Annotated in this window: 18 protein-coding genes and 1 pseudogene; 11 read left to right on the top strand and 8 right to left on the bottom strand. The window is 61.1% G+C overall.

What is annotated here, in order from left to right; translation table 11 throughout:
• Positions 1 to 29: 29 nt before the first annotated feature.
• The 4 genes and pseudogenes from ACIO0C_RS11300 to ACIO0C_RS11285 form a co-directional block, all read left to right on the top strand.
• Positions 30 to 761 carry a hypothetical protein gene (locus ACIO0C_RS11300; protein WP_401311638.1) on the top strand — a complete coding sequence of 244 codons (732 nt, stop codon included), beginning with the start codon at positions 30 to 32 and terminating at the stop codon, positions 759 to 761.
• 190 nt (positions 762 to 951) lie between these two features.
• On the top strand, positions 952 to 1158 hold the full coding sequence (locus tag ACIO0C_RS11295) for a hypothetical protein (protein WP_401311636.1): 207 nt from the start codon (positions 952 to 954) through the stop codon (positions 1156 to 1158).
• 685 nt (positions 1159 to 1843) lie between these two features.
• Positions 1844 to 2173 (top strand): hypothetical protein, encoded by a 330-nt coding sequence (locus tag ACIO0C_RS11290; RefSeq protein ID WP_401311633.1) that lies wholly within the window; start codon positions 1844 to 1846, stop codon positions 2171 to 2173.
• 82 nt (positions 2174 to 2255) lie between these two features.
• A pseudogene (locus tag ACIO0C_RS11285) lies at positions 2256 to 2385 on the top strand (carbonic anhydrase); the annotation flags it as partial.
• A gap of 43 nt (positions 2386 to 2428) precedes the next feature.
• Here the strand turns inward: ACIO0C_RS11285 and ACIO0C_RS11280 are convergent.
• Positions 2429 to 3931: an aldehyde dehydrogenase family protein gene (locus ACIO0C_RS11280; RefSeq protein WP_401311631.1), complete on the bottom strand. Its 1503-nt coding sequence runs from the start codon at positions 3929 to 3931 to the stop codon at positions 2429 to 2431.
• A 165-nt stretch (positions 3932 to 4096) separates the two neighbouring features.
• Between ACIO0C_RS11280 and ACIO0C_RS11275 the strand changes: the two genes are divergently transcribed.
• Positions 4097 to 4888, top strand: coding sequence for an N-acetylmuramidase domain-containing protein (locus ACIO0C_RS11275; RefSeq protein WP_401311628.1), 792 nt, complete (start codon positions 4097 to 4099; stop codon positions 4886 to 4888).
• A 214-nt stretch (positions 4889 to 5102) separates the two neighbouring features.
• On the top strand, positions 5103 to 5618 hold the full coding sequence (locus ACIO0C_RS11270) for a DoxX family protein (RefSeq protein WP_401311625.1): 516 nt from the start codon (positions 5103 to 5105) through the stop codon (positions 5616 to 5618).
• 28 nt (positions 5619 to 5646) lie between these two features.
• Here the strand turns inward: ACIO0C_RS11270 and ACIO0C_RS11265 are convergent, their stop codons facing one another.
• Together ACIO0C_RS11265 and ACIO0C_RS11260 are read right to left on the bottom strand one after the other, a co-directional pair.
• Complete coding sequence (locus tag ACIO0C_RS11265) at positions 5647 to 6603, bottom strand: nitrilase-related carbon-nitrogen hydrolase (RefSeq protein ID WP_401311622.1); 957 nt, start codon at positions 6601 to 6603, stop codon at positions 5647 to 5649.
• Between the two features lie 95 nt (positions 6604 to 6698).
• Positions 6699 to 7631 carry a GlxA family transcriptional regulator gene (locus tag ACIO0C_RS11260; protein WP_401311620.1) on the bottom strand — a complete coding sequence of 311 codons (933 nt, stop codon included), beginning with the start codon at positions 7629 to 7631 and terminating at the stop codon, positions 6699 to 6701.
• 202 nt (positions 7632 to 7833) lie between these two features.
• On the opposite strand from ACIO0C_RS11260, the gene ACIO0C_RS11255 reads away from it, so the two are divergent.
• Positions 7834 to 11322: a hypothetical protein gene (locus ACIO0C_RS11255; RefSeq protein WP_401311617.1), complete on the top strand. Its 3489-nt coding sequence runs from the start codon at positions 7834 to 7836 to the stop codon at positions 11320 to 11322.
• 88 nt (positions 11323 to 11410) lie between these two features.
• Here ACIO0C_RS11255 and ACIO0C_RS11250 read toward each other — a convergent pair whose 3' ends face one another.
• The 5 genes from ACIO0C_RS11250 to ACIO0C_RS11230 form a co-directional block, all read right to left on the bottom strand.
• On the bottom strand, positions 11411 to 12946 hold the full coding sequence (locus ACIO0C_RS11250) for an ArnT family glycosyltransferase (protein ID WP_401311614.1): 1536 nt from the start codon (positions 12944 to 12946) through the stop codon (positions 11411 to 11413).
• A gap of 3 nt (positions 12947 to 12949) precedes the next feature.
• Positions 12950 to 13228 (bottom strand): lipid-A-disaccharide synthase N-terminal domain-containing protein, encoded by a 279-nt coding sequence (locus ACIO0C_RS11245; RefSeq protein ID WP_401311611.1) that lies wholly within the window; start codon positions 13226 to 13228, stop codon positions 12950 to 12952.
• Complete coding sequence (locus ACIO0C_RS11240; protein WP_401311608.1) at positions 13225 to 13965, bottom strand: glycosyltransferase family 2 protein; 741 nt, start codon at positions 13963 to 13965, stop codon at positions 13225 to 13227. The genes ACIO0C_RS11245 and ACIO0C_RS11240 overlap by 4 nt, the downstream gene beginning before the upstream one ends.
• 46 nt (positions 13966 to 14011) lie before the next feature.
• Positions 14012 to 14974 carry an SDR family NAD(P)-dependent oxidoreductase gene (locus tag ACIO0C_RS11235; RefSeq protein ID WP_401311606.1) on the bottom strand — a complete coding sequence of 321 codons (963 nt, stop codon included), beginning with the start codon at positions 14972 to 14974 and terminating at the stop codon, positions 14012 to 14014.
• A gap of 186 nt (positions 14975 to 15160) precedes the next feature.
• Positions 15161 to 15781: a cell wall hydrolase gene (locus ACIO0C_RS11230; protein ID WP_401311603.1), complete on the bottom strand. Its 621-nt coding sequence runs from the start codon at positions 15779 to 15781 to the stop codon at positions 15161 to 15163.
• 144 nt (positions 15782 to 15925) lie between these two features.
• Here ACIO0C_RS11230 and ACIO0C_RS11225 point away from each other — a divergent pair, with 144 nt between their 5' ends.
• From ACIO0C_RS11225 to ACIO0C_RS11210, 4 genes are all read left to right on the top strand, one after another.
• Positions 15926 to 16777, top strand: coding sequence for a CAP domain-containing protein (locus tag ACIO0C_RS11225; protein ID WP_401311600.1), 852 nt, complete (start codon positions 15926 to 15928; stop codon positions 16775 to 16777).
• A 275-nt stretch (positions 16778 to 17052) separates the two neighbouring features.
• Complete coding sequence (moaA, locus tag ACIO0C_RS11220) at positions 17053 to 18051, top strand: GTP 3',8-cyclase MoaA (protein ID WP_401311598.1); 999 nt, start codon at positions 17053 to 17055, stop codon at positions 18049 to 18051.
• Between the two features lie 131 nt (positions 18052 to 18182).
• Complete coding sequence (gene chrA, locus ACIO0C_RS11215; RefSeq protein WP_401311595.1) at positions 18183 to 19541, top strand: chromate efflux transporter; 1359 nt, start codon at positions 18183 to 18185, stop codon at positions 19539 to 19541.
• 311 nt (positions 19542 to 19852) lie between these two features.
• On the top strand, positions 19853 to 21217 hold the full coding sequence (locus ACIO0C_RS11210; protein WP_401311592.1) for a glutamine synthetase family protein: 1365 nt from the start codon (positions 19853 to 19855) through the stop codon (positions 21215 to 21217).
• The last annotated feature ends 135 nt before the right edge of the window (positions 21218 to 21352 follow it).

The raw sequence follows: 21352 nt of genomic DNA, 5'->3' as shown, positions 1-21352 counted from the left end.
TGATGGAGTTCTCATGAATAGAACCAGTCTTGCTGCTGTTGTCACTTCCCTCCTGGCGGGCGTCGCCCCCCCCTTTCACTGGCGCAACACCTTCCGAAGCTCCTGTTTTTGCCGTCGGCTTGTTGGGAAGTTACAGCGAGCTGGAGTTCAAGGGCCGTAGCTCCACCAGTACAGAGCATATCCCGCAAGCTGGAGCATTCCTGAACTTCGGCAACAAGATGACTGGCCGGGGTGGCCTTGTGTATCAGGCGGAAATCACCGGGCAGTATTCCGAAGAAAAACATCAGCGCGTCACCGATGGTCAGGCCGACTTGGACCTGGGCTGGAGAATGGCCCTGGATGCCGACAATTTTTTAGACGTTTTGATCGGGGGAGGCTATAAGTGGAACCGCTATGACCCGGATTTTAACAAGTACGACATCAATCTCACCAATCGCACCCCCTTCGCTAAAGTGGCGGCCGGCTACAACCACGCGTTCAGCACTTCAACCTTGCGCCTGGAAGCTGGGGTTCGCAAGGTCATCAATGGTGACGCGCAGTTGCAAATCCACGGCGTGAGCAGCCAGGAACTTGATCTTGAAGACACCACCAATCCTTTTGTCGAGTTGAACTGGCTGTTCAACCAGCAGGGGGCGATTGCCTTTATCGCCGGGCTCTACTACAACCGTTTCGAATATGACCTGGACGGTCAATTTCAGTTTACCGACTTCGACAAACAGACCCGGGAAGAGTACGGCGCAAAGATCGGCATCGTGTTTTGACCCGAGCCGGCCGTGCCCATAACCTTTCGTCGCAAATGAAATCGCCAGGGGTAAATCCCAGCCTCCTCTGGCGCGGGGATTGCACCGGCCCGCGTTAGCCATCGCGAACGACATAAAACTGACGCGATGGCCATCCAATCAACGCTAAAGGACTCCAGCAAAACGCTTGGTCAGTCACCGGAGATGTAACGTGTCAACTCTCAACGAAATCGCAGCGAACCACGCGAGAATGGCTAAGGCAAAGGAACAGGAGTCGACCGGACTGAGTGAGCGACAACCGCACATTGTAGGAAGCATTGAAATTCCCTCCCCCGTCGAGCAACCGCATATCCCTCTGCACCTCATCGCCGCAGCCCAGGACAACAACCTCGCCCAGGTATCGGCCTTCGTAGCCTGACGGCGCTCGACGCCAGAGATTACCCTGCGCCAAACATTGCAGGAGCCCGGCTCGCCGGCGAAGAGACCCGAACGCGCGATGCGGTATTCGAGGACGCCTTCGCCGGCAAGCCTGGCTCCTACAGTTGATCGGGTACATCCACGAGCGACGGGTTGGTTGTCAGACCACCCGCCTGCAACCCCCACTTTCTAATTCCAAAACAGCTTTGTCGGACAATATGTAGTGTCTAAAAATATTCACTACAAAACCGTTGACGCCTTCGATTTGCCCTTGCATGATGCAGACGTCTCCCCGATCGGGAGTAGCAACACGCTTGAGCAAGCTCGTCTGACCGCCGAGCTGTTTTTTCCGGATACACGCTGCCCACAAGGCAGATTGAAGAAGCTGACCTGGCCTGAACGTCCAGTACAAGGACGAGAAGCGCTGGCGATCCATCCTCATGATGCTTGTGGCCGACCCTCAACACGTCGGCAGGGGCCGAAGGTTATCGCCGCTTCTCTTCGTTGTGACGCTATTGCGTAGCAGTTATTCAACACGACTACATGCAACAGACGCGGTACCCCGCCGATTTCGGCGGACGACTGCTGACGTCCTGGTTTCGGTGCCAGGGATCAACTAACCGATGGGCTACTTGTATTAGCGAATCAACTTTGAAAGATCACCAAATGGTCAAGGGGGCTTTATCATGAACCTGAACAATCAACCTACTATCGAAGAACTGGCTCGTATGTTCGCGGCGCAAAAAGACAGCCACGACAGCCATATCCTGTGGATCAGCAAATCGGGCCAGGTGCATATCGACTGCCTGTCGCCACATGCCCATGAAGCGGAGTTCGACCAGAACAACCAGAACCTGCTCGCCCGACTGAAAATGTACCGTCGCGGCCAGGGCTATGTCGGCAAGAAAGCCGCCGCCGATAAGGACTTCATGGGTAATGTCCTGCAAACGCTGAAACAGGCCTGGGACTCGCTGCAGAACCAGAACGAAGTTCGAGTGATTGACCGGTTCTACTGATTAATTAGTAATTCAATAGAAGAAAGGGCCTGCTCCCGATAAGAGCAGGCCCTTTTTTAATGCCCGCAAAGATCAGTGCCCAGTGCATGGCTGGGTGTGACATCGAGACTGGCTCGATCGATGCCCTGGATGCCGGCAGCCGCACGTTCGTGTCGCTGGCCGAGCACCCGACGACTTGCGCCGTGCATGGCGAATCCGTCGAAGCCGCCTGAGCTTGACCGCAGCGACCGCTCGGGCAGCCGCTGCGCAAGGTTTTTAGCGTTTGATCGACAGGTCGACCTGGGTCATGCGACTGCGAATGGTAAACACACCATCGCCCGAGAGAATCGCGCTGCGCGCGAACAGGCGCCCGCTCTCCCAGTTCGACAGGCCCAGTTCCGGCTTGTTGAGTGCGTACTGGCCATCGACCCAACGGGTGATCCCGTTGCCGACAAAGGGCGCGTTGACCGCGTTGTAGAAACGTTCCTGGGTCGCCGCATCTTCACTGAGCAGCGACACGGTGAATTGCGGGCTGTAGCGGTTGAACAAGGCGATGGCGCTATCCAGGTCGTCGACGATCTTCAGACTGACTTCCGGGGTTTCTTCCCATTCCCACTCGCGACCCAATTGATCTTCCGGCAACGGTTCGGCCAGTGCTTCGGTGCGGTAGCCTTCGGCGCGGTAGACCTCGACACTGGCGGTTTGCCAATCCGCCGGCAGGAACGCTTCGCTGCCCTCTACGATGTGCAACTTGCAGCCCTGGCCGCGTGCCTTGCCGGCCTGCTGCAGCGCGTCGAGAAACAGCGGCACCAGTTCAGCGGCGCGCTCGCGCTGGATCAGGCAGACGTTCAGGGTGTTGCAGACCTTGCGATCGAGGGAGTTACGCACCACGGCGGCGAAGCGCGTGGCATCGGCGTCGGTGTCGGCGATCAACCAGGCACCGCCGGTGCCATGCAGGCTGACGGCGGTGCCGGCCTGTTGCGCTATGCTGCCCAATTGACTGACGGCGCGCCCCGAACCACGGGCCACGGCCAGCGACAGTCGTCGGTCGGCGAACATCGCCCAACCGGCAGCGTGATTGACGCTTTCCACCAACGACACCGCACCGGTCGGCAATCCGGTGTCGTGCAGTGCCGGGTTCAGTGCGTGAGTGACGATGGCCTGTGCCGTGCCCAACGCATCGCTGCCAATGCGCAGCACCGCTGTGTTACCGGTGCGCAACACACCGGCGGCATCGGCGAAGACGTTCGGCCTGCCCTCGAAGACGAACGCGACGATGCCCAGCGGCGCGACCACTTGTTCGACTTTCCAGCCGTCGTGTTCGACGCAACTGATCACTTTGCCGCGGCTGGCCGACGCATCGCGCCAGGCGCGCAGGCCGGCAATCATGTCGCGGCGCATGCGTTCATCGGCCAGCAAGCGCGTGGTCGAGCGACCGCGCGCCTTGGCTCGTTCGATGTCGGCCAGGTTGGCGGCCTCGATCAAGGCCCAGCACTCAGGCGTCTCCAGACGTTGGGCGAACACATCGAAGAAGGCGCTGATGGCCTGGTCCGAGACCGTCGACATCGCCTTGAACGCCGCTTCGGCACGTTCGATCGCCAGCGCTGCCGCTTGCTGGTCCGCCACCGGGATCAACAACAGTTCGCCGCTGACCTGCTCTACCAACAGGTGGTCACCGGGCGCAAAGCGTGCCGCCAGTTCGGGGCTGACCACAGTGACACGATTACCGGCGAATGGGATCGGCGTGCCAGCGACTAGACGTTCGAGCGCAAGAGACATGAAGCGGTATCACCATGCAATGGGCGGGCTGAAAATGTATAGCAAAAGCCGCCGAGCGTCATCCGCCACACCCCTGCACCGATGATCGCAATCGCACCGGTACCGGCCTGGCGCACCTACGCTTAAAGCGTACCCCCCGCGTTTGCTGTTTCGAAGGAGGCCGTCATGAGCGATGAATTCAGAAGCCATGGCGCAGCCCTTGACGACGAAGGTCTGGAAAATGCCCTGGACCTGGCCAAAGTCAGCGCTGCACAACTGTGGGCTGTTCTGGCAGTAGAAACCTCCGGCAACGGATTCTTTTCCGATCGCCGTCCGAAAATCCTTTTCGAGCGTCACGTCTTCAGCCGCTTGACCCACCAGAAGTTTGACGCACAACACCCTGATATCAGCAGCAAAAGCCCTGGCAACTATGGTGCGTCGGGGGATCACCAGTACGACCGGCTCAACCAGGCGATTGAGCTGAACCGCAATGCGGCGCTGCAAAGCACGTCGTGGGGGCTGGGCCAGATCATGGGATTCAACTTCGCCTCCACCGGCTGCGTAGACGTCGAGTCGATGGTCAAGCGCATGGTCCTGTCCGAGAACGAACAGCTGCTGTGTACGGTCGGCACGTTGATCGGTGGTGGTTCCATCGCCGCGCTACGGGCCAAGGACTGGGCGAACTTCGCCCGTCGTTACAACGGCCCCAACTATGCCATCAACAACTACGACGTGCGGCTCAGTGCCGCGTATCAAAAGTTCTCCTACGGCGGCACGCCTGACCTCAGGATTCGCACCGCGCAAACCTACCTGACGTACCTGGGCTGGCACCCCGGCACGATTGACGGCATCGTCGGCAAACAGACCCGCGATGCAATGAATCTGTATCAGGCCAAAGAAGGCCTGGAACTGACCACGGTGCTCGATGACGGGACGCTGGAGCATCTGCGCAGCCGGATTCTGGCGTTGCCGCTCTGACGTAATGTTCACCCAGGCCCTTGTGGGAGCGGGCTTGCTCCCACATTTGAATGCATTCGAGCTGAACGTATCAAAGTGTGTACAGCCCCGCCCCTGACACACCAGGCCTTCAAATCCCCGTGCCAAAGACACACCGCAGATACACCCGGCTGATGAAATACGTCTCAACGGGCACACCCCCGGTCCAACATCCCCGCCTTGAAGGAGATCAACCATGAACGCCACTATTTCATCGGCCGTGAAAGGCCTGCACCTGAACCTTGACCGTGCCGGCAGCTGGATCGCACCACTGACCTTGAGGGTGTTCCTCGCCTGGGAATTCTTCGAGTCGGGCCTGGAAAAATTCAATGGCGAAAACTGGTTCGCCGACATCCAGGAGCGCTTCCTGTTTCCGTTCAACCACCTTCCGGCCACGCTGAACTGGGAATTGTCGATGTGGGTCGAGCTGATCTGCGCCCTCGCCCTGCTGGTGGGCCTGGCCACGCGGTTCTCGGCGATCAGCCTGATCGTGGTGACCATCGTGGCGACCGCCGCGGTGCACTGGCCGGCCGACTGGTCGACCTTGAGCGAACTGGCCCAGGGTTACTCCATCAGCAACAAAGGCTTCGGTAACTTCAAGCTGCCACTGATCTACCTCGCCGCCCTTGTGCCGCTGCTGCTTTCGGGCGCTGGCAAGTTCAGCCTCGATGCGTTGCTGGCCCGTTTTTTCTGGCGCCGCAATCAGCACTGAAACGACACCTACAGTGGGTCAAGCATTATCAAAGCATTTCTTCCACCGCCTCAGGATGCGCATTGCGTTCACGCACATGGGCATGCGGGGTGCGGTCGATCAGCAGGCTTAGCAGTTCCGGACGGCTGTAGTGGCCGCGCGAATCCATCATGCGCTTGCGCTTGTCGATCAGGCTCATGTCGAGGTCGACGATCACCTCACCCTCACCCTCGGTCAACGCCCCCAGCACCTCGCCATTCGGACTGATGATCGCGGTGTAGCAACCGCCGGAGATTGGACCGATCGGGCAGCCGGTGTCGGCCATGATCTGCGCCTGTTGCTGCGGATTGAGCCAGGCGGTGGAGTTGACCACGAAGCAGGCCGCTTCCAGGGCGTGCTGGCGAATGCTGACTTTCATCTGCGAGGCGAACAGGGTGCCGGCGAACGAGCCGGGGTACATCGAGGCGTGGATCTGCTCGCCATCGGCCATCAAGGCGTAACGCGCCAGCGGGTTGTAATGCTCCCAGCACGCCAGTTGGCCGATGCGCCCAACCGCGCTGTCGGTGGCGCGCAGGCCAGAACCGTCGCCCATGCCCCAGATCATCCGTTCATGGTAGGTCGGGGAGATCTTGCGGCGGCTCTGGATCAGTGTGCCGTCGGCGTCGAACAGCAACTGGGTGTTGTACAACGTACCGCCATCACGTTCGTTGACGCCGATGGACACCACCATGCCGGCCTCCCTGGCCGCGGCACCAATGGCATCGGTCGCCGCCGACGGCACCGTCACGGCCTGGTCCAGCAGATTGAGATGTTCAGCGCCCATGGCAAAGGGCGCCTGGACAAACGAGAAATACGGGTAGTACGGCACGATGGTTTCCGGAAACACGGCAAACTGCACGCCCTGCCCGCCGAGCTCGAGAATCTTCTCGACGACTTTATTGACGGTGCCTTCACGGCTGTAGAGCACGGGGCTGATTTGTACGGCGGCGGCTTTGACAAAGGTCATGGCGGTAATCTCATTGAGGGAACGGGCTTCAACGAGATAAATATTACGTAAATAATATTTAGTCCTGAATGTCGAATACACCACCTTTTAGGACATCACCCCCGAGCGGCCCGCTGAATCACCTGCGGCGGCTGCCCGAAAGCACGCAGAAACGCCCGACGCATGCGCTCCCTGTCACCAAACCCGGTTTCGGTGGCCACCACATCGATCGAGTGCCGGCCGGTTTCCATCATCAACCGCGCGGCCTCCACCCGCAGGCTTTCGATGGCCTTGGCCGGCGATTGCCCGGTTTCGGCATTGAACACACGGCTGAATTGTCGAGGACTGAGATTGGCGGCGCTGGCCAGCGCCTCGACCGACAGTTCGGACTTCAGGTTCTGCTTGGCGTAAGTCAACGCAGACTGGATGCGATCGGTCCTGGGCTGCAACGCCAGCATCACCGAAAACTGCGACTGCCCGCCTGCCCGGCGGTGATACACCACCAACTGACGGGCTACCCGCCGCGCGACTTCGGCCCCCAGGTCCATCTCGACCAGCGCCAGTGCCAGATCGACGCAAGCGCTCATGCCCGCGGCCGTCCAGAGGTTGCCATCGTTGATGAAGATGCGGTCCTCTTCGACCTTGATCCTGGGGTACGCCCGCTGCAGCGACGCGGCGTGACACCAGTGGGTGGTCGCCCGCCGGCCATCGAGCAAACCGGCCTCGGCCAGGGCAATGGCCCCGGTGCAGATCGAACCCAGGCGGCGGGTGTTCTGGCTGGCGCGGCGCAAAAACTCGACCAGGCCGGTTGATACCGGGCGAATCAGGTTATCGCCCATCACCAGCAACGTATCGAACGAACGCTGGCCGAACGCTGTGGTTTCTACGGCAAAACCTGCGGAGGTTTTCACCATGCCACCGTGTTCGGACAGCAAGGCCATGCTGTACACCGGCTCTTGCACAGCGTTATTGGCCAGTTCGAACGTGGCACACATGGCCAGGCCCAGGACCTGGAAACCGGGGTAAACGATGAGGCCGATGTGTTGCATGGTGGTTGTCCAGGATGACCTTAAAGGTGGCATGACTAGTTATTCAGCCATAGCACCCCACTGTACGTCAGCCGCCGTAGCGCGGGTGAAAAGCCGCTAGACGGCAATTCGGTCAGACAATCGCTCATTCAGGCCATGCCCCTTCATTTATTGGGTCTATAAATAACAGTACACGGTTGGCCGCAAACAAGAGGCACAGGCCATGGACAGCAAGGATTCGGGCACAAATCTGGCCTTCTGGTTGCCAGGCAGTGCGGTCATCCTGAGTCTGGTGGTATCGATGTTCGCCCTCACCCGCGAACCCTTCCTGGAGCCGCGCCCCATCGGCGCCCAGTTCCAGGCCCAACTGCCCATCGAAGCCCGGCTGTGGCAGGACCCTTTCGACGCCGTGGAGCGTTATCGCAAGAAGCTTGCCGACAGCAAGAACCCGGACGCCGAGAACGTTTGCAGCCCCGACCTCTCTCCCCTGAGCGCAGGACAATCGGCGCCCGACATCATGGTCGCGCTGGTCGAGGGCGGGCCCTACGCCGATGAAGTCGAACGGCGTCGGCGCATCCGCTATGCCTTGCTGGCCGGGTTCAAGAATTCCCATCGGGTACCCGATCAGGAGCAGTACATCCACTGCCTGAAACTGGCCGCCAACCTGTCACTCGAGGCGCCGCAAAAAAGCGCTTTCGTCGATATGCCCTACGAAGTGTTCGTGTCCAATCCCTTTGATCCACCGCTGGCGCTCGAAGGCAAACCCGCACCGCCCGACCGCACGATCGTGTTCTGGCTGAAACAGGACGCGCTCGGTTCGACGCCGCTGCAACAGCTCGAAACCCTACGCGACAGCCTGAACCAAAAAGTCGCCATGGCCTGCGTGCCAGCACCCTGCACGGAGCCTGCGGCCAATGCCGTGCTGAAAGTCATAGGCCCCTCGACATCGACCGTGCTGCGCGACATGTTCCAGGACCAGGACATCGGCAAGGCTTCGGCGAACATCGAAATCTACTCACCGCTGGCCACGGCCGATAACGAGACCCTGGATCGCGGCTACCAGAAACTTTCACCGCCCCTGCAAAACCGGCAACCCATGAAATTGCTGCGCACCGTCAGCGACGACGGCACAATGACCCAGCTGATGCTCGAGGAGTTGAAGTTGCGCCGCGTCGACCCGGCCGCTGGCGTACGCTGCGGTGAGGGCAAACTGAGCCGGATCGGTTCCCCCTGCACCGGCAATCTGCGCCGCAGCGCCAACCGCATCGCGTTGATTTCCGAGTGGGACAGTTTCTATAGCCGCGCCCTGATCGAAAGCTTCAAATTGCAGGTGGCCAGGGACGCCCGACTCGGCGACGGTGACAACCATAAGGGTGCTGTCGACCAGTGGATTTTGCGCTTCAGTTACTTGCGCGGTCTCGACGGACGTCTGCCGGAAGAATCGGCGAGCACCGATAAAACCGCCACTTCCAATGTGGGTAAAAACGCCCCTGGCGTATCCACAATCGACCTCAGCCCGTTGGAGAAATCCGACGGCAACTCCCAGCTCGACTATCTGCGACGCCTCGCCGACCACATCGCCAGCGAAGACGCGGCCTATCGACGCGATGGCGAAAGCGGCATCGGCGCCATCGGCATCCTGGGTGTCGATGCCTACGACAAGCTGCTGGTACTGCAAGCACTCAAGAGCCGGATGCCCTACAAACTGTACTTCTCCACCGATCTTGACGCGCGCATGCTGCAACGGGGCCAGGCACAAACCACGCGCAACCTGATCCTCGCCGCGCCCTATGGCCTGACGCTGACCCGCGCCCTGCAACAGGACGTGCCGCCGTTTCGCGACAGCCTGCAAAGTGCCGTGTTCATCTCGGTACTGGCGGCCTTGGCCCCGCAATCCTTCGATGCCAAACGCGCAAAGTTCGACTATTCCAAATCGGAGCTGCTCTCGCCCGGCATCTACGAAGTGGGCATCAGTGGCTTCATTCCCCTGGCCACGCGACTGGGCGCCTCGCGCCCGACCAGTTGCCAGGCACCCACCCAAGCCCAGTCGGAGCGCGGCATACTGCCCCACGATCTGATGGCGCTGCGTTGCCTGCAAGATCCGTCGCCGCCGCCCTACCCTGAGCCCTCCAGGGCCCTGCGCGAGCGATTCAAACAAAGCCAGTCGTTCTTTTGGGCCGGCCCCTTGACGCTCACCCTGCTGAGCATCGCGGCGTTCATCCTCTGGTGGCGCATCGAGGGCCCCCAAGGCGAACACGACGCACGATTGACGTGGGTACGCGGCGTGCCTATTACGCTATTCATGGTAGCGGCGGCCTGCGCCTTCATTGCCACGCGCTACTGGCATGCGGAGTTCCTGTGGTTCACTTTCGTACTGGTGCTGCTGGGCATCCTGTCTTCGAACCTGCTGCGCCGCTCCACGCGGCGACTGGCACTGCCCCAGGACGCGACGGCGAGTATGACCCCGGGCTCATCCGATGCCTGGGCGTGGTACATCGTGGTCCCGCTGGTGGTGTTCATCCTCGCGCTGATGTTGGCGTACCAGATGCGCAGCACCCTGACCGACAACGGCCTGGGCGAGCCGATGTTCCTGCTCGAAGGCATCAGCGCCTGGCCGACCGTGGCACTGCGCCTGCTGGCCGTGCTGATCTCGCTTTGCGCGTTGACCTGGGGCTGGCGCAAGCTGCGCATCAACCGCGCCGAGATCGAAAGCGCCTTCCATTTGCGCCTGCACATGCGCAAGTACCAGACGACCCTGTGGGGCCAGGTACGGCGTTTGATCCGCCGCGGCAAACGCTGGAGCCTGCGCCGCTGGTGCAATGAACTGGGCCATTGGCTGCTGCTGATTTTCTTCCCGCTGATGAGCGCCAACGAAGACTGGTCGAAGTCCTGCGCCGCCGCCCAGGCCCGCTGCACGGACGGACGCAAGATGATCGTCATTGCGCGCTTCTGGGGCGAGCACTGCATCTGCGGTTCGTTCGGTGCCCGCCTGTTGCGGGCGATGCTCGCCACCTGGGCCTACGTCGTGGTCACCAGCGTGCTGTTCGTGATCTGGCCCATGGAAGGCACGCCCGTACGCGGCGCCTCGGATTGGTGGATGTTGAACTGGCTGATTCCGACCCTGACTTTCCAGCTCCTGGTGTTCTGGGTCATGGACGCCAACCTGTTGCTGACGCGCTTCATCCGTCATTTGAGCGAGCACCATGCGATCTGGCCAGGGACTTTGCAGGCCGAGCACAAGAAAATCTTCGGCATGCTCAAGCATCCCTGCATCGATGAGTGGGTGGATCTGCAGCTGATCGCCAAGCGTACGTCGGCGGTCAACCGGCTGATCTACGCGCCGACCGCGGTGCTGTTGATCCTGCTGGCCTCGCGCAGCAGCCTGTTCGACAACTGGCCGACGCCGCCGGGGCTGATGATTTCCTACCTGCTGACCGCGTTGCTGCTGCTCAGCTCCGCGCTCACCCTGCGCCGTGCCGCGGAAAAGGCCCGCACGGTGGCCTTGCAACGAATCGACGCCTATTTGCTGGAAACACCGGAATCAACGCCCGGCTATGCCAAATTCAAGATGATCCGCGAGCGGGTTGCAACGCTCAACACCGGTTCGTTCTCGCGCTATTCCGAGGATCCGTTGATTCGTTCACTGCTGCTGTCCCTGACCGGTATCGGTGGCTCGGCGATTGTCGATGCGTTGAATTATGCGAAGTTTTAATCAGTTGCTGTTCATAAGAATTGGATGGGGTGTATATCCGTAACCGCAGCAACGAATTTACACCCAATCCAGATATGCATTAGCTTCGCTAGGGGACGGACACTTGCACCTGCGGATCAGCCCAGGAAAACCGATACACCGGCGACGACGCTTGCGCATGACACAACCCGTTATCCGCATCCGCCCCGACGATCGACCAGCGCGCCCGTGAGTTCTCCCCCAGTTCCCGCGCGGCCTCGGGCTTGAAACAGCGTTCCAGCACGTCGTCCGGCACCAGCGCGTAGTCCTGTGGGTGTTCACGCAGCCATTGCGCAGCCCTTTGCACCGTGGAGTCGAGCATACCGAAGTGCACGATCGGTTGGCGGGCGAATAGCCAGTGCCCTTCGCTCCAGTTGACCAGGACCAGGTCCGCGCCATGGGACATGCTGTTGGCCTGCGCCATGAGCGTTTGATTGGGATTGGTCCCGTCCTTCACCGGTTCGACGAAACCCCTGGCGAACCACAGCATCAGCCAGGTCGCGACCAGTGCCGGGAACACTCGTCGCCATCGCGGGCGCTGCCTGAACCAACGTTGCAGTAACCAGGGCACCAGCGGTGCCGCCACCAAGACCAGCCCTGGCAACGCCGGGTAAATGTACAACTTGCGCTTGCCGCTGCTGATACAGAAAAACAGCACCACCAACGCCACCCAGCCGAGCAGCACCAGCACCCGGCCATCGCGTTTTTGCAGCTGGCGGCGCCAGGCCGGCACCAGCCACGGCAACACCAACACCAGCGGCAGCCAGTACTGTGGAATGACGTTGGTGAAGAAGTACCAGAAAGGTTCACGGTGATGCCAGGCGGCGGCATAGCGTCCGGCGGTCTGGCGCAGGAGGATTTCCCGCGCATAGGCGATTTCCTCAGCGGTGCCATTGAGTGCTATGGACAGGGCCAGGGGCAGCAGCCAGATCGCAATCGCTGCCAGCATGAACACAAACCCGAGCAGCCATCGGCGCGCCTGGCCCGGCATCGCCACCACCCCCGACCAATCCTTACGCACCGCATAAGCATAGGGAATCAGCAGCAACGCCGGCAGAAAGCCCACGCCCTTGGTGATCACGCCGATGCCCATCGCCGCGCATCCCACGTAGAACCAACGCCAGGCGGGCCCGACCATTAGATGTCGCGCCAGCCCGTAAAGACCCAGGGTCGTGAACAGAATCAGGAAACTGTCGATCTGCCCGGTGCGCAGGATGCTGTAGGTCTGGTAGGTCGCCAGGTACAACAGTGCTGCGATGCGACCGATACGCTGACTCCAGAGCCGACGGCCCAGGTCGTAGACCAGCGCCGTGACCGTTGTTGCCGACAACAGCCCGGGAATGTACAGCGCGACGTTGGGCAGGCCGGTCAGCCAGACGAAGAACGCCACCGTCCACATGAAGATCGGCGGTTTGTCGCCGTAAATCTCCCCGGCCCGGTGTGGGATCAGCCACGAGCCGTTGTGCAGCATCTCCAGGGCCACACCCAGGAAGCGCTCTTCATCGACGTTCTGCGCCTGACGCAAGCCCAGCCCTGCGCCGATCAACAGCAAGGCCAGCAGCATCAGGCCCAGGCATTCGACCCGGGGCGAGAGGGTTCGGCGCATGGTTCAGTCCTTGGCTTTTCGGCTTTTGGCAATCAATTGCAGGTTGCGCAGGTACACGATGGAGCCGAACGCCTGCCCGGCAATGAACACCGGGTCCTGGCGGTAAATGGCATAGGCAAACAGCAAGGTGCTGCCGACGATGCTCAGGTACCAGAAGCTCACCGGAATGACGCTGCGCTTTTTATATTCGCTGTACAGCCACTGCAAGACGAACCGTCCGGTAAACGCGATCTGTCCGGCAAAACCGATCATTAGCCACAGGGCTTCGCGGGTCATGATCATCCTTCGAGCTCCTGGGCGTGGGTGTTAAGCCGCGTGCGCCTGATCAGCCACCAGACACCGACCAGGTCAACAATGCCCACCAGGGCACGGTCGAGGTTGCCGTACTTGGACACCCCGGCGGTGCGTGCTCGATGGTTGACCGGATAATTGATCGTTCGGCCGTTATGGCGCTGGATCAATGCCGGAATGAATCGATGCATGTGGTCGAAATACGGCAGGCGCAGGAACGCCGCGCGCTCGATCAGCTTCAGGCCGCAACCGGTGTCCGGCGTGGCGTCCTTGAGCAGGCGCCGGCGCAGGCCGTTGGCGAAACGCGAGGCCCAGCGCTTGCTCGCGGTATCGCGGCGGTCGGTCCGGTGGCCGGCCACCAGTTGCACGTCGCCCCTGCCCCGCTCACTGCGCACCAGTGCCAACATGCCCGGGATGTCCGCCGGATCGTTCTGGCCATCGCCGTCGAGGGTGGCCAGCCATTGCCCGCGCGCTTCCCGTGCAGCGTGGTAGAGCGAGGTGCTTTGCCCCAGCGGGCGTTCATGATGCAGGATGCGCAAGGCACCCAGGCCGCTGTTCCTGATCTGCCGCAGCTCGTGCAAGGTGGCATCGGTACTGCCATCGTCGACCACGATGATTTCATACACTTCGTTTGCCAGCGCCTCGCGCACCTCTTCAAGCAACGGCTTGAGGTTGTTCGCTTCGTTCTTGGCCGGAATCAGTACCGATACAAATATGTCTTGGCTCATGGAGTCCCCTGGCCCTATAGGTTTACCGTTATCCGCGGCGAACGATTCAAATCTGATAAAACTGCCGATACCACTGCACAAAGGCCCCGACCCCGGTTTCCACCGACACCCCAGGGCGAAAGTCGACCCAGGCTTGCAGCGCCGAGACATCGGCCCAGGTCTTGACCACGTCACCGTCCTGCATCGGCATGAAATTACGCCGGGCCACGGTGCCCAATGCCGATTCCAGGCACTCGATGAAATCCAGCAGCGCCATGGGTTCACCGCGACCGATGTTGAACAGTTGATGGGTACCCTCGCCCGGCGGCCGTGTGCGCAGGCGGGCGATGCTTTCAACGATGTCGTCGATGTAGGTGAAGTCCCGTGCCATTTCGCCCTGGTTGTAGACGTCGATGGGCAGGCCGTTGAGGATGGCCTGGGTGAATTTGAACGGCGCCATGTCGGGCCGGCCCCAAGGCCCGTAGACGGTGAAGAAGCGCAGGCCGCTGGCCTTGAGGCCGTACAGATGGCAGTAACTGTGGGCCAGCAGTTCATTGGCACGCTTGGTGGCCGCGTACAACGAAACCGGGTGATCAACCGCATCCTCGACGCGAAACGGCAGGCTGCGGTTGCTGCCGTAGACCGAACTGCTCGACGCATAGATGAGGTGCCCGGGGCTATGGTGCCGACAGGCTTCCAGTACATTGAGGAAACCCACCAGGTTCGATTGGGCGTAGGCATCCGGATGGTCCAGCGAATAACGCACGCCGGCCTGGGCGGCCAGATGCACTACGTCGCTGAACCGGTACTCGCGGAACACCTCCAGCAATGCCGGCTTGTCGACGATGTCCATTTTCAGGAAGCGAAAACCCGGCAACGACTCAAGCGCCTTCAGCCGCGCCTGCTTGAGCGCTACGTCGTAATAGTCGTTGAGGTTGTCGATCCCGACCACTTCATGGCCGTCCAGGCACAGGCGCCTGGCCGTATGAAAACCGATGAAACCGGCGGCGCCGGTGACGAGGACCGTCACGAGGCATCCACCCGAGAAGGCGCAGCTGGCGGTGCCGAATGACTGCTGAAAAACCACGCTTGCTTCATGTTCTGTTTCCGCTCATGACATTTCTAACGCGTTGCTCCGTCATGAAGCTTGTAAAACAGAAATATTGCAGTTTCGCTGGCCTTGATGAATTTCAAGGGTTTTCCCGCATAAAAGCGACTACTTCGCATCTGCGCCATGGGGTTTGTAAAACTTGAACAAGCCGATGTTGGCCGTATTGGTGTACTCCTTGGCCCAATCCGGCTTCACCGTGCGGTCATGAAAATACAGCGCCCCCTTTGTGCGATCCGGCAATTGCTTGTTCAACGCCTTGCGCGCGATTTCTTTGGCCATCGCGTAAGGCACCTCTTCCTGCACGGAGTCGGAACGGCCGTCGCACCACCACGAGAACTGGCAGCTTTTGGTCTGCGAGCCCTCCTTGACCACGCCGCATACGGTATCGGGAAAACCCTCATGGCCAAGGCGGTTCATGACCACATTGGCCACCGCTTCCATGTCGGCCGCGTCCTTGCCTTTGGCCTCCCAGTAGATCGAACGGGCGAGACAGGTGATGGCGTCATCCAGCGGCGCCTTGCCCACCGGGTCCACGGCCTGGACCTCAGGCTGGGTAATGGCTTGAGACTTGGGCGCCGCCGCGGGGTTGCTGTCTTGCGCGGCCTTCTGCTCCAGCACCTCGGCCTTGTCTTCGGCAACTTTTTGTTTTTGTTCCTGGTCAGTGGCGAATGCCGGGACAGCGAGCAGGGTCAGGGCGAGGCAGGTGGCTATCCAGTCGTGGCGCATGGTTGGGCACTACTCTGTAGGCAGTATCGCTTCAGTGTAGTATCGAAATGATTGCACATCGGATGCGACATCCCGGAAAAAGGCATTGCGCTCAAGGGGGGCATTTCGCGCATCATGGGCACAGTCAGCTCAAGGAGGATTTCCATGCATTTCCTATCATCCACCCTGCGCCTTGCCGGGTTTTCACTGGGACTTCTGTTTGCCGCCACCGCGCTGGCAAGCGAAGAGTCGCAACTGATCGAGTCGATCAACGTCTACCGCGCCCAATTGCAGCGTTGTGCCGGCCAGGTGTCATCGGAACTGCCACCACTGTCGGCCGACCCGCGTCTGGTATTGTCTGCCGCCAGCGTCGGCAACCTGCAGCAAGCCATGGCCACTGCCGGGTATCCGATGAAGAACGTGCAGGCGATCAGCCTGACCGGGCCGCGTGATGCGCCCTCAGCCATGAAGGCGATCCAGGAAAGTTTTTGCCAGATCGTGCTCGACCCGCAATTCGTCGACGTTGGCGTCAGCCGCCAGGACCACGAGTGGCGCATCGTACTGGCCCGGCCATTGTTGAGCGCACGCCTGGGAGACTGGCAGGCCGAAGGGCAAAAACTGCTGGCCGAACTCAATATCGCGCGCAGCCGCCCCCGCCAATGCGGCGCGCAAGCCTTCAACGCCACCGCGCCGCTGACCTGGAACGCCACTTTGGCGAGCGCCGCCGAAACCCAGGCGCGCAGCATGGCCAACAACAACTACTTCGATCACAAGGACCGCGACGGCCGCACCCCAGGCGACCGCGCGGAACTGGCGGGCTACGACTTCCAGCAGATCGGCGAAAACATCGCCGCCGGCCAGGACAGCGTGCGCAAGGTGGTCGATGGCTGGCTGGCCAGCCCCGGCCATTGCGCCAACCTGATGAACCCGCAGTTCCGCGATCTGGGCGCGGCGTATGCGGTTGATCCCAAGAGCGATGCGGGGATCTACTGGACGGTGATGTTCGGGGCTTTGTAGCAGCTGGCTTGCCGGCAAAGGCGAACTTGAGGACGCCTTTTCCCTTAGGGTCCAGCGGCGGCACCTTGAATGAGTTACAAACCTTGAACGTCAATCCAAGCAGCAATTGAATCCATCATAGACGCACTCGATCAACCGGTTGCCCATAGTGATTGGACGGGGTGACGAGTTGCTCTTAGCCTGCGTTCAACGAATCGGTTCAGCGCAACATCTGTAGAAGTGAGCCGGCGCCTACAAAAAGATCACGCACGCTCTGTGTACCCAGCGAGGATGTCATGTCGGAACGAGTCTTGATCGATGGGTTCGCAAGGCGCGTGGATTATCTGCGGATGTCCGTCACCGACCGCTGCGATTTCCGCTGTGTGTATTGCATGGCCGAGGACATGCAGTTCCTGCCGCGCCAACGGGTGCTGACCCTGGAAGAAATCCATCAGGTGGCTGAGCGCTTCGTCGCACTGGGCACGCGCAAGATTCGCCTGACCGGGGGCGAACCGCTGATCCGCCCTGGCGTTGTGCAGCTGTGCGAGAAAATCGCCGCCCTGCCCGGCTTGCGCGAGCTGTGCATGACCACCAATGGCTCGCAGTTGGCCAGGCTTGCCGAGCCGTTGTTCGACGCTGGGGTCAAGCGCCTGAATATCAGCCTCGACTGCCTGGACCCGCAACGCTTTCGCGAACTGACCCGCACCGGCGACCTGGCGCAGGTGATCAAGGGCATCGACGCTGCCAACAGGGCTGGATTTCGTAACACCAAGCTCAACTGCGTAGTGATGAAGGGCCGCAATGATCACGAGATCAACGATCTGGTGAGCTTCGCCATCGAGCGCGACCTCGATATTTCCTTCATCGAAGAAATGCCCTTGGGCACCATCGATGAGCACAGCCGCGCCGAGTCGTTTTACTCCAGCGCCCAGGTTCGTGAACGAATTGCCGAACGCTACACCTTGATTGAATCCGCCGAGTCAACCCAGGGCCCTTCGCGCTACTGGCGCCTGGCCGAGGCGCCACAGATTCGCCTGGGGTTCATTTCCCCCCACAGCCACAACTTCTGCGACACCTGCAACCGCGTGCGGCTGACCGTCGAGGGTCGCCTGCTGCTGTGCCTGGGCAACGAGCATTGCGTTGATCTCAAGGCTTTGTTGCGCAGCCATCCCGGACAGCCCGGGCGTCTGGAGAACGCCATCATCGAGGCGATGAAACTCAAGCCTTATCGGCACAATTTCGAAGTCAACGACGATGTCCAGGTGGTTCGCTTCATGAACATGACGGGCGGCTGAAAACCATGATCGTCAGACCCAAACCCAACCTGAGTTGTTCCAGATGGGTGAAACACGCGTAGGCCTGTATCCAAAGCGCAGCATCATGGCTAAAGTCACTGGCTCAAAGCGCCCCTGCAAGGAACATTCGCTTGAGTCTCACGCCTGCCCCGAACAGCCAGCCAGAACCCGCAAAGCCTGCTGCAATCAGCCTGCGAGAAGCGTTCCGCTTCTGGCTCAAGCTCGGCTTCATCAGCTTCGGCGGGCCGGCCGGGCAGATTTCGATGATGCATCAGGAACTGGTCGAGCGCCGGCGCTGGATCTCCGAGCGGCGCTTTCTGCATGCGCTCAACTATTGCATGTTGCTGCCCGGCCCCGAGGCCCAGCAACTGGCGACCTACATCGGCTGGTTGATGCACCGGACCTGGGGCGGCGTGATTGCCGGCGCGCTGTTCGTGCTGCCGTCGCTGTTCATCCTGATTGCCTTTTCCTGGGTGTACATCGCCTTTGGCGAAGTGCCGGTGGTGGCCGGGTTGTTTTACGGGATCAAGCCGGCAGTGACCGCCATTGTGCTGCAGGCGGCGCATCGGATCGGCTCCCGGGCATTGAAAAACAGCTGGATGTGGGGCATCGCCGCCGCGTCATTCGTGGCCATCTTCGCCCTCAACGTGCCCTTTCCCCTGATCGTTCTGGGAGCGGCCATCATCGGCTACTTCGGTGGGCGCCTGGCCCCCGAAAAGTTTCGCACCGGTGGCCACGGCGCCGCGCAGAAATCCTTCGGCACCGCCGTGATCGACGACGACACACCGACACCCGAACATGCCCGTTTCAACAGCTGGAAACTGCTGCGCCTGGCCCTGATTGGCGCGGTGTTGTGGACGCTGCCGATGGCCACCCTCACCGCCCTGTTCGGCTGGGAAGGCACGCTGACTCAGATGGGCTGGTTCTTTACCAAGGCGGCGCTGCTGACCTTCGGCGGTGCCTACGCAGTGCTGCCGTATGTATACCAGGGCGCGGTCGGCCACTATGCATGGCTGACGCCGACGCAGATGATCGATGGCCTGGCGCTCGGCGAAACCACACCAGGGCCACTGATCATGGTGGTCGCCTTCGTCGGTTTCCTCGGCGGCTACGTGCAGCAGGTGTTCGGGCCCGACCAGGCCTTCGTCGCCGGTGCCGTCGCCGCCATGCTGGTGACCTGGTTCACCTTCCTGCCTTCGTTCCTGTTCATTCTCGCCGGTGGTCCGCTGGTGGAGTCGACGCACAATGAACTCAAATTCACCGCGCCGCTGACCGCGATTACCGCCGCAGTCGTCGGCGTGATCGTTAACCTGGCGTGCTTCTTTGCCTATCACGTACTGTGGCCCAAAGGCTTCGGCGGTCAGCTGGATTGGCCTTCGCTGCTGATCGCGGTGGCAGCGGCGATTGCGTTGTTTCGCTTCAAGCGCGGGGTGATCGAAGTGTTGATCGGCTGCGGGCTGATCGGGCTGGGGGTGCACCTCCTTCGCTAAAACAGACATTTACAGACGGCACATTCACCCCTAGTATCCAGACACCCCCGGATGGCTTGCCATCTGCCACCGACGTTTTCCTGGCATTGCCTCATGAAACGCATCGTCAACCTGCCCATGGCCCTGCGCCGCTCAAAACTGCGTCACTCCGCACGCCCGCCGGATAGCACCCTGCTCGCCTGATCGCGTCCGCGATTCGTCGAGCCCCCGTCCTTTTTGCTATCGCTGCCAGCCCGCGGCGGATCTTTGTCCGTCGTCGCGCCCTGGCCTGAATCCGTGCGTCCGCGGGACGCCCACGTGAGTGACGAACCATGAAATTCGCAGCCCTTGAAGACGCCCAAAACTTTCTGGCGAACAACCCTGATATCGACATGATCGAGCTGTTCATTCTCGATGCCAACGGCGTGCCGCGCGGCAAGCTGTTGCACCGCGAGGAACTGCTGGCGGTGTATGAAAGCGGGCGCCCGCTGCCCAGCACCATCCTCGGCCTGACCCTGCAAGGCGATGACGTCGAGAACTCCGGTCTGGTCTGGGAGGTGGGCGACATCGACTGCCGCGCCTATCCGCTCGAAGGCAGTCTGGTGCGTTTGCCGTGGCGGCAGATTCCGACGGCGGCGGTGCAGGTCAGCATGCATCCGCAGGAAGGTATGCCGGCGAGCATCGCTGACCCACGGCACCTGCTGATCAAGGTTATCGAGCGTTTGCAGGCCGAGGGTTACCACCCGGTGATGGCGTGCGAGCTGGAGTTCTATTTGCTGGACGCCAAGCGCGACCACAACGGTCGCCCGCAACCGGCGCTGGACGCCGACGGCGGTCGACCGCGACACACCCAGGTCTACGGCCTGCGTGAGCTGGAGCAGATCGAACCCTTCCTCGCCGACCTCTATGCCGCGTGCAAACTCCATGGCATCCCGGCGCGCACGGCGATTTCCGAATACGCTCCGGGGCAAGTGGAAATCACCCTGGAACACGGCGATGCCTTGCAGGCGATGGATCAGGCCGTGCGGTACAAACGCCTGGTCAAAGCCGTGGCCCACCAGCACGGCATGCAGGCGACGTTCATGGCCAAACCCTTCGATCATCTGGCAGGCACCGGCATGCACATGCACGTCAGCATCGCCGATGCCGAAGGTCGCAACCTGTTCGCGTCCGAGGATCCGGCCGGCACCCCGCTGCTGCGCACGGCCATCGGCGGCATGCTGGCGTCGCTGCTCGATTCGCTGCTGCTGTTCTGCCCCAATGCCAACTCCTACCGGCGTTTCCAGGCCAACAGCTATGCGCCGCTGGCCCCGACCTGGGGCGTCGACAACCGCACCGTCAGCCTGCGTGTTCCCGGCGGCCCGGCCAACAGCCGCCACATCGAACACCGCATCTGCGGCGCTGATGCCAACCCGTACCTGGCCGCGGCGGCGATCCTGGCGGGTATCCATCGCGGCATCAGCGAGAACCTCGATCCGGGCGAACCGGTGCAAGGCAATGGCTACGCGCAGGCCACGCAACTGCTGCCGACCGACTGGCTGACGTCATTGACGGCGCTGGAAAATTCGGCGTGGGCGCGGGATGCGTTGGGGCAGGAATTTCTGGGAGTGTATCTGGCGGTCAAGCGTGCCGAGTATCGGCAGTTCATGGCTGAAGTGGGTGAGCAGGATTGGCGTTGGTATTTGACTGAGGCGTGAGCTGCAGGTCAACCACACGCAATCCCACTGCAGGAGCGAGCTTGCTCGCGAAGGCGGTATGTCATTCAACATTGATGTTGACTGACACCGCTCTTTCGCGAGCAAGCTCGCTCCTACAGGGTTCGCGCTAATCTC

This window comes from Pseudomonas sp. NPDC087336, assembly GCF_044744285.1.
Taxonomy (GTDB): Bacteria; Pseudomonadota; Gammaproteobacteria; order Pseudomonadales; family Pseudomonadaceae; genus Aquipseudomonas.
The sequence above is the reverse complement of the archived record's forward strand: the minus strand, read 5'-3'. Positions and strand labels throughout refer to the sequence as shown.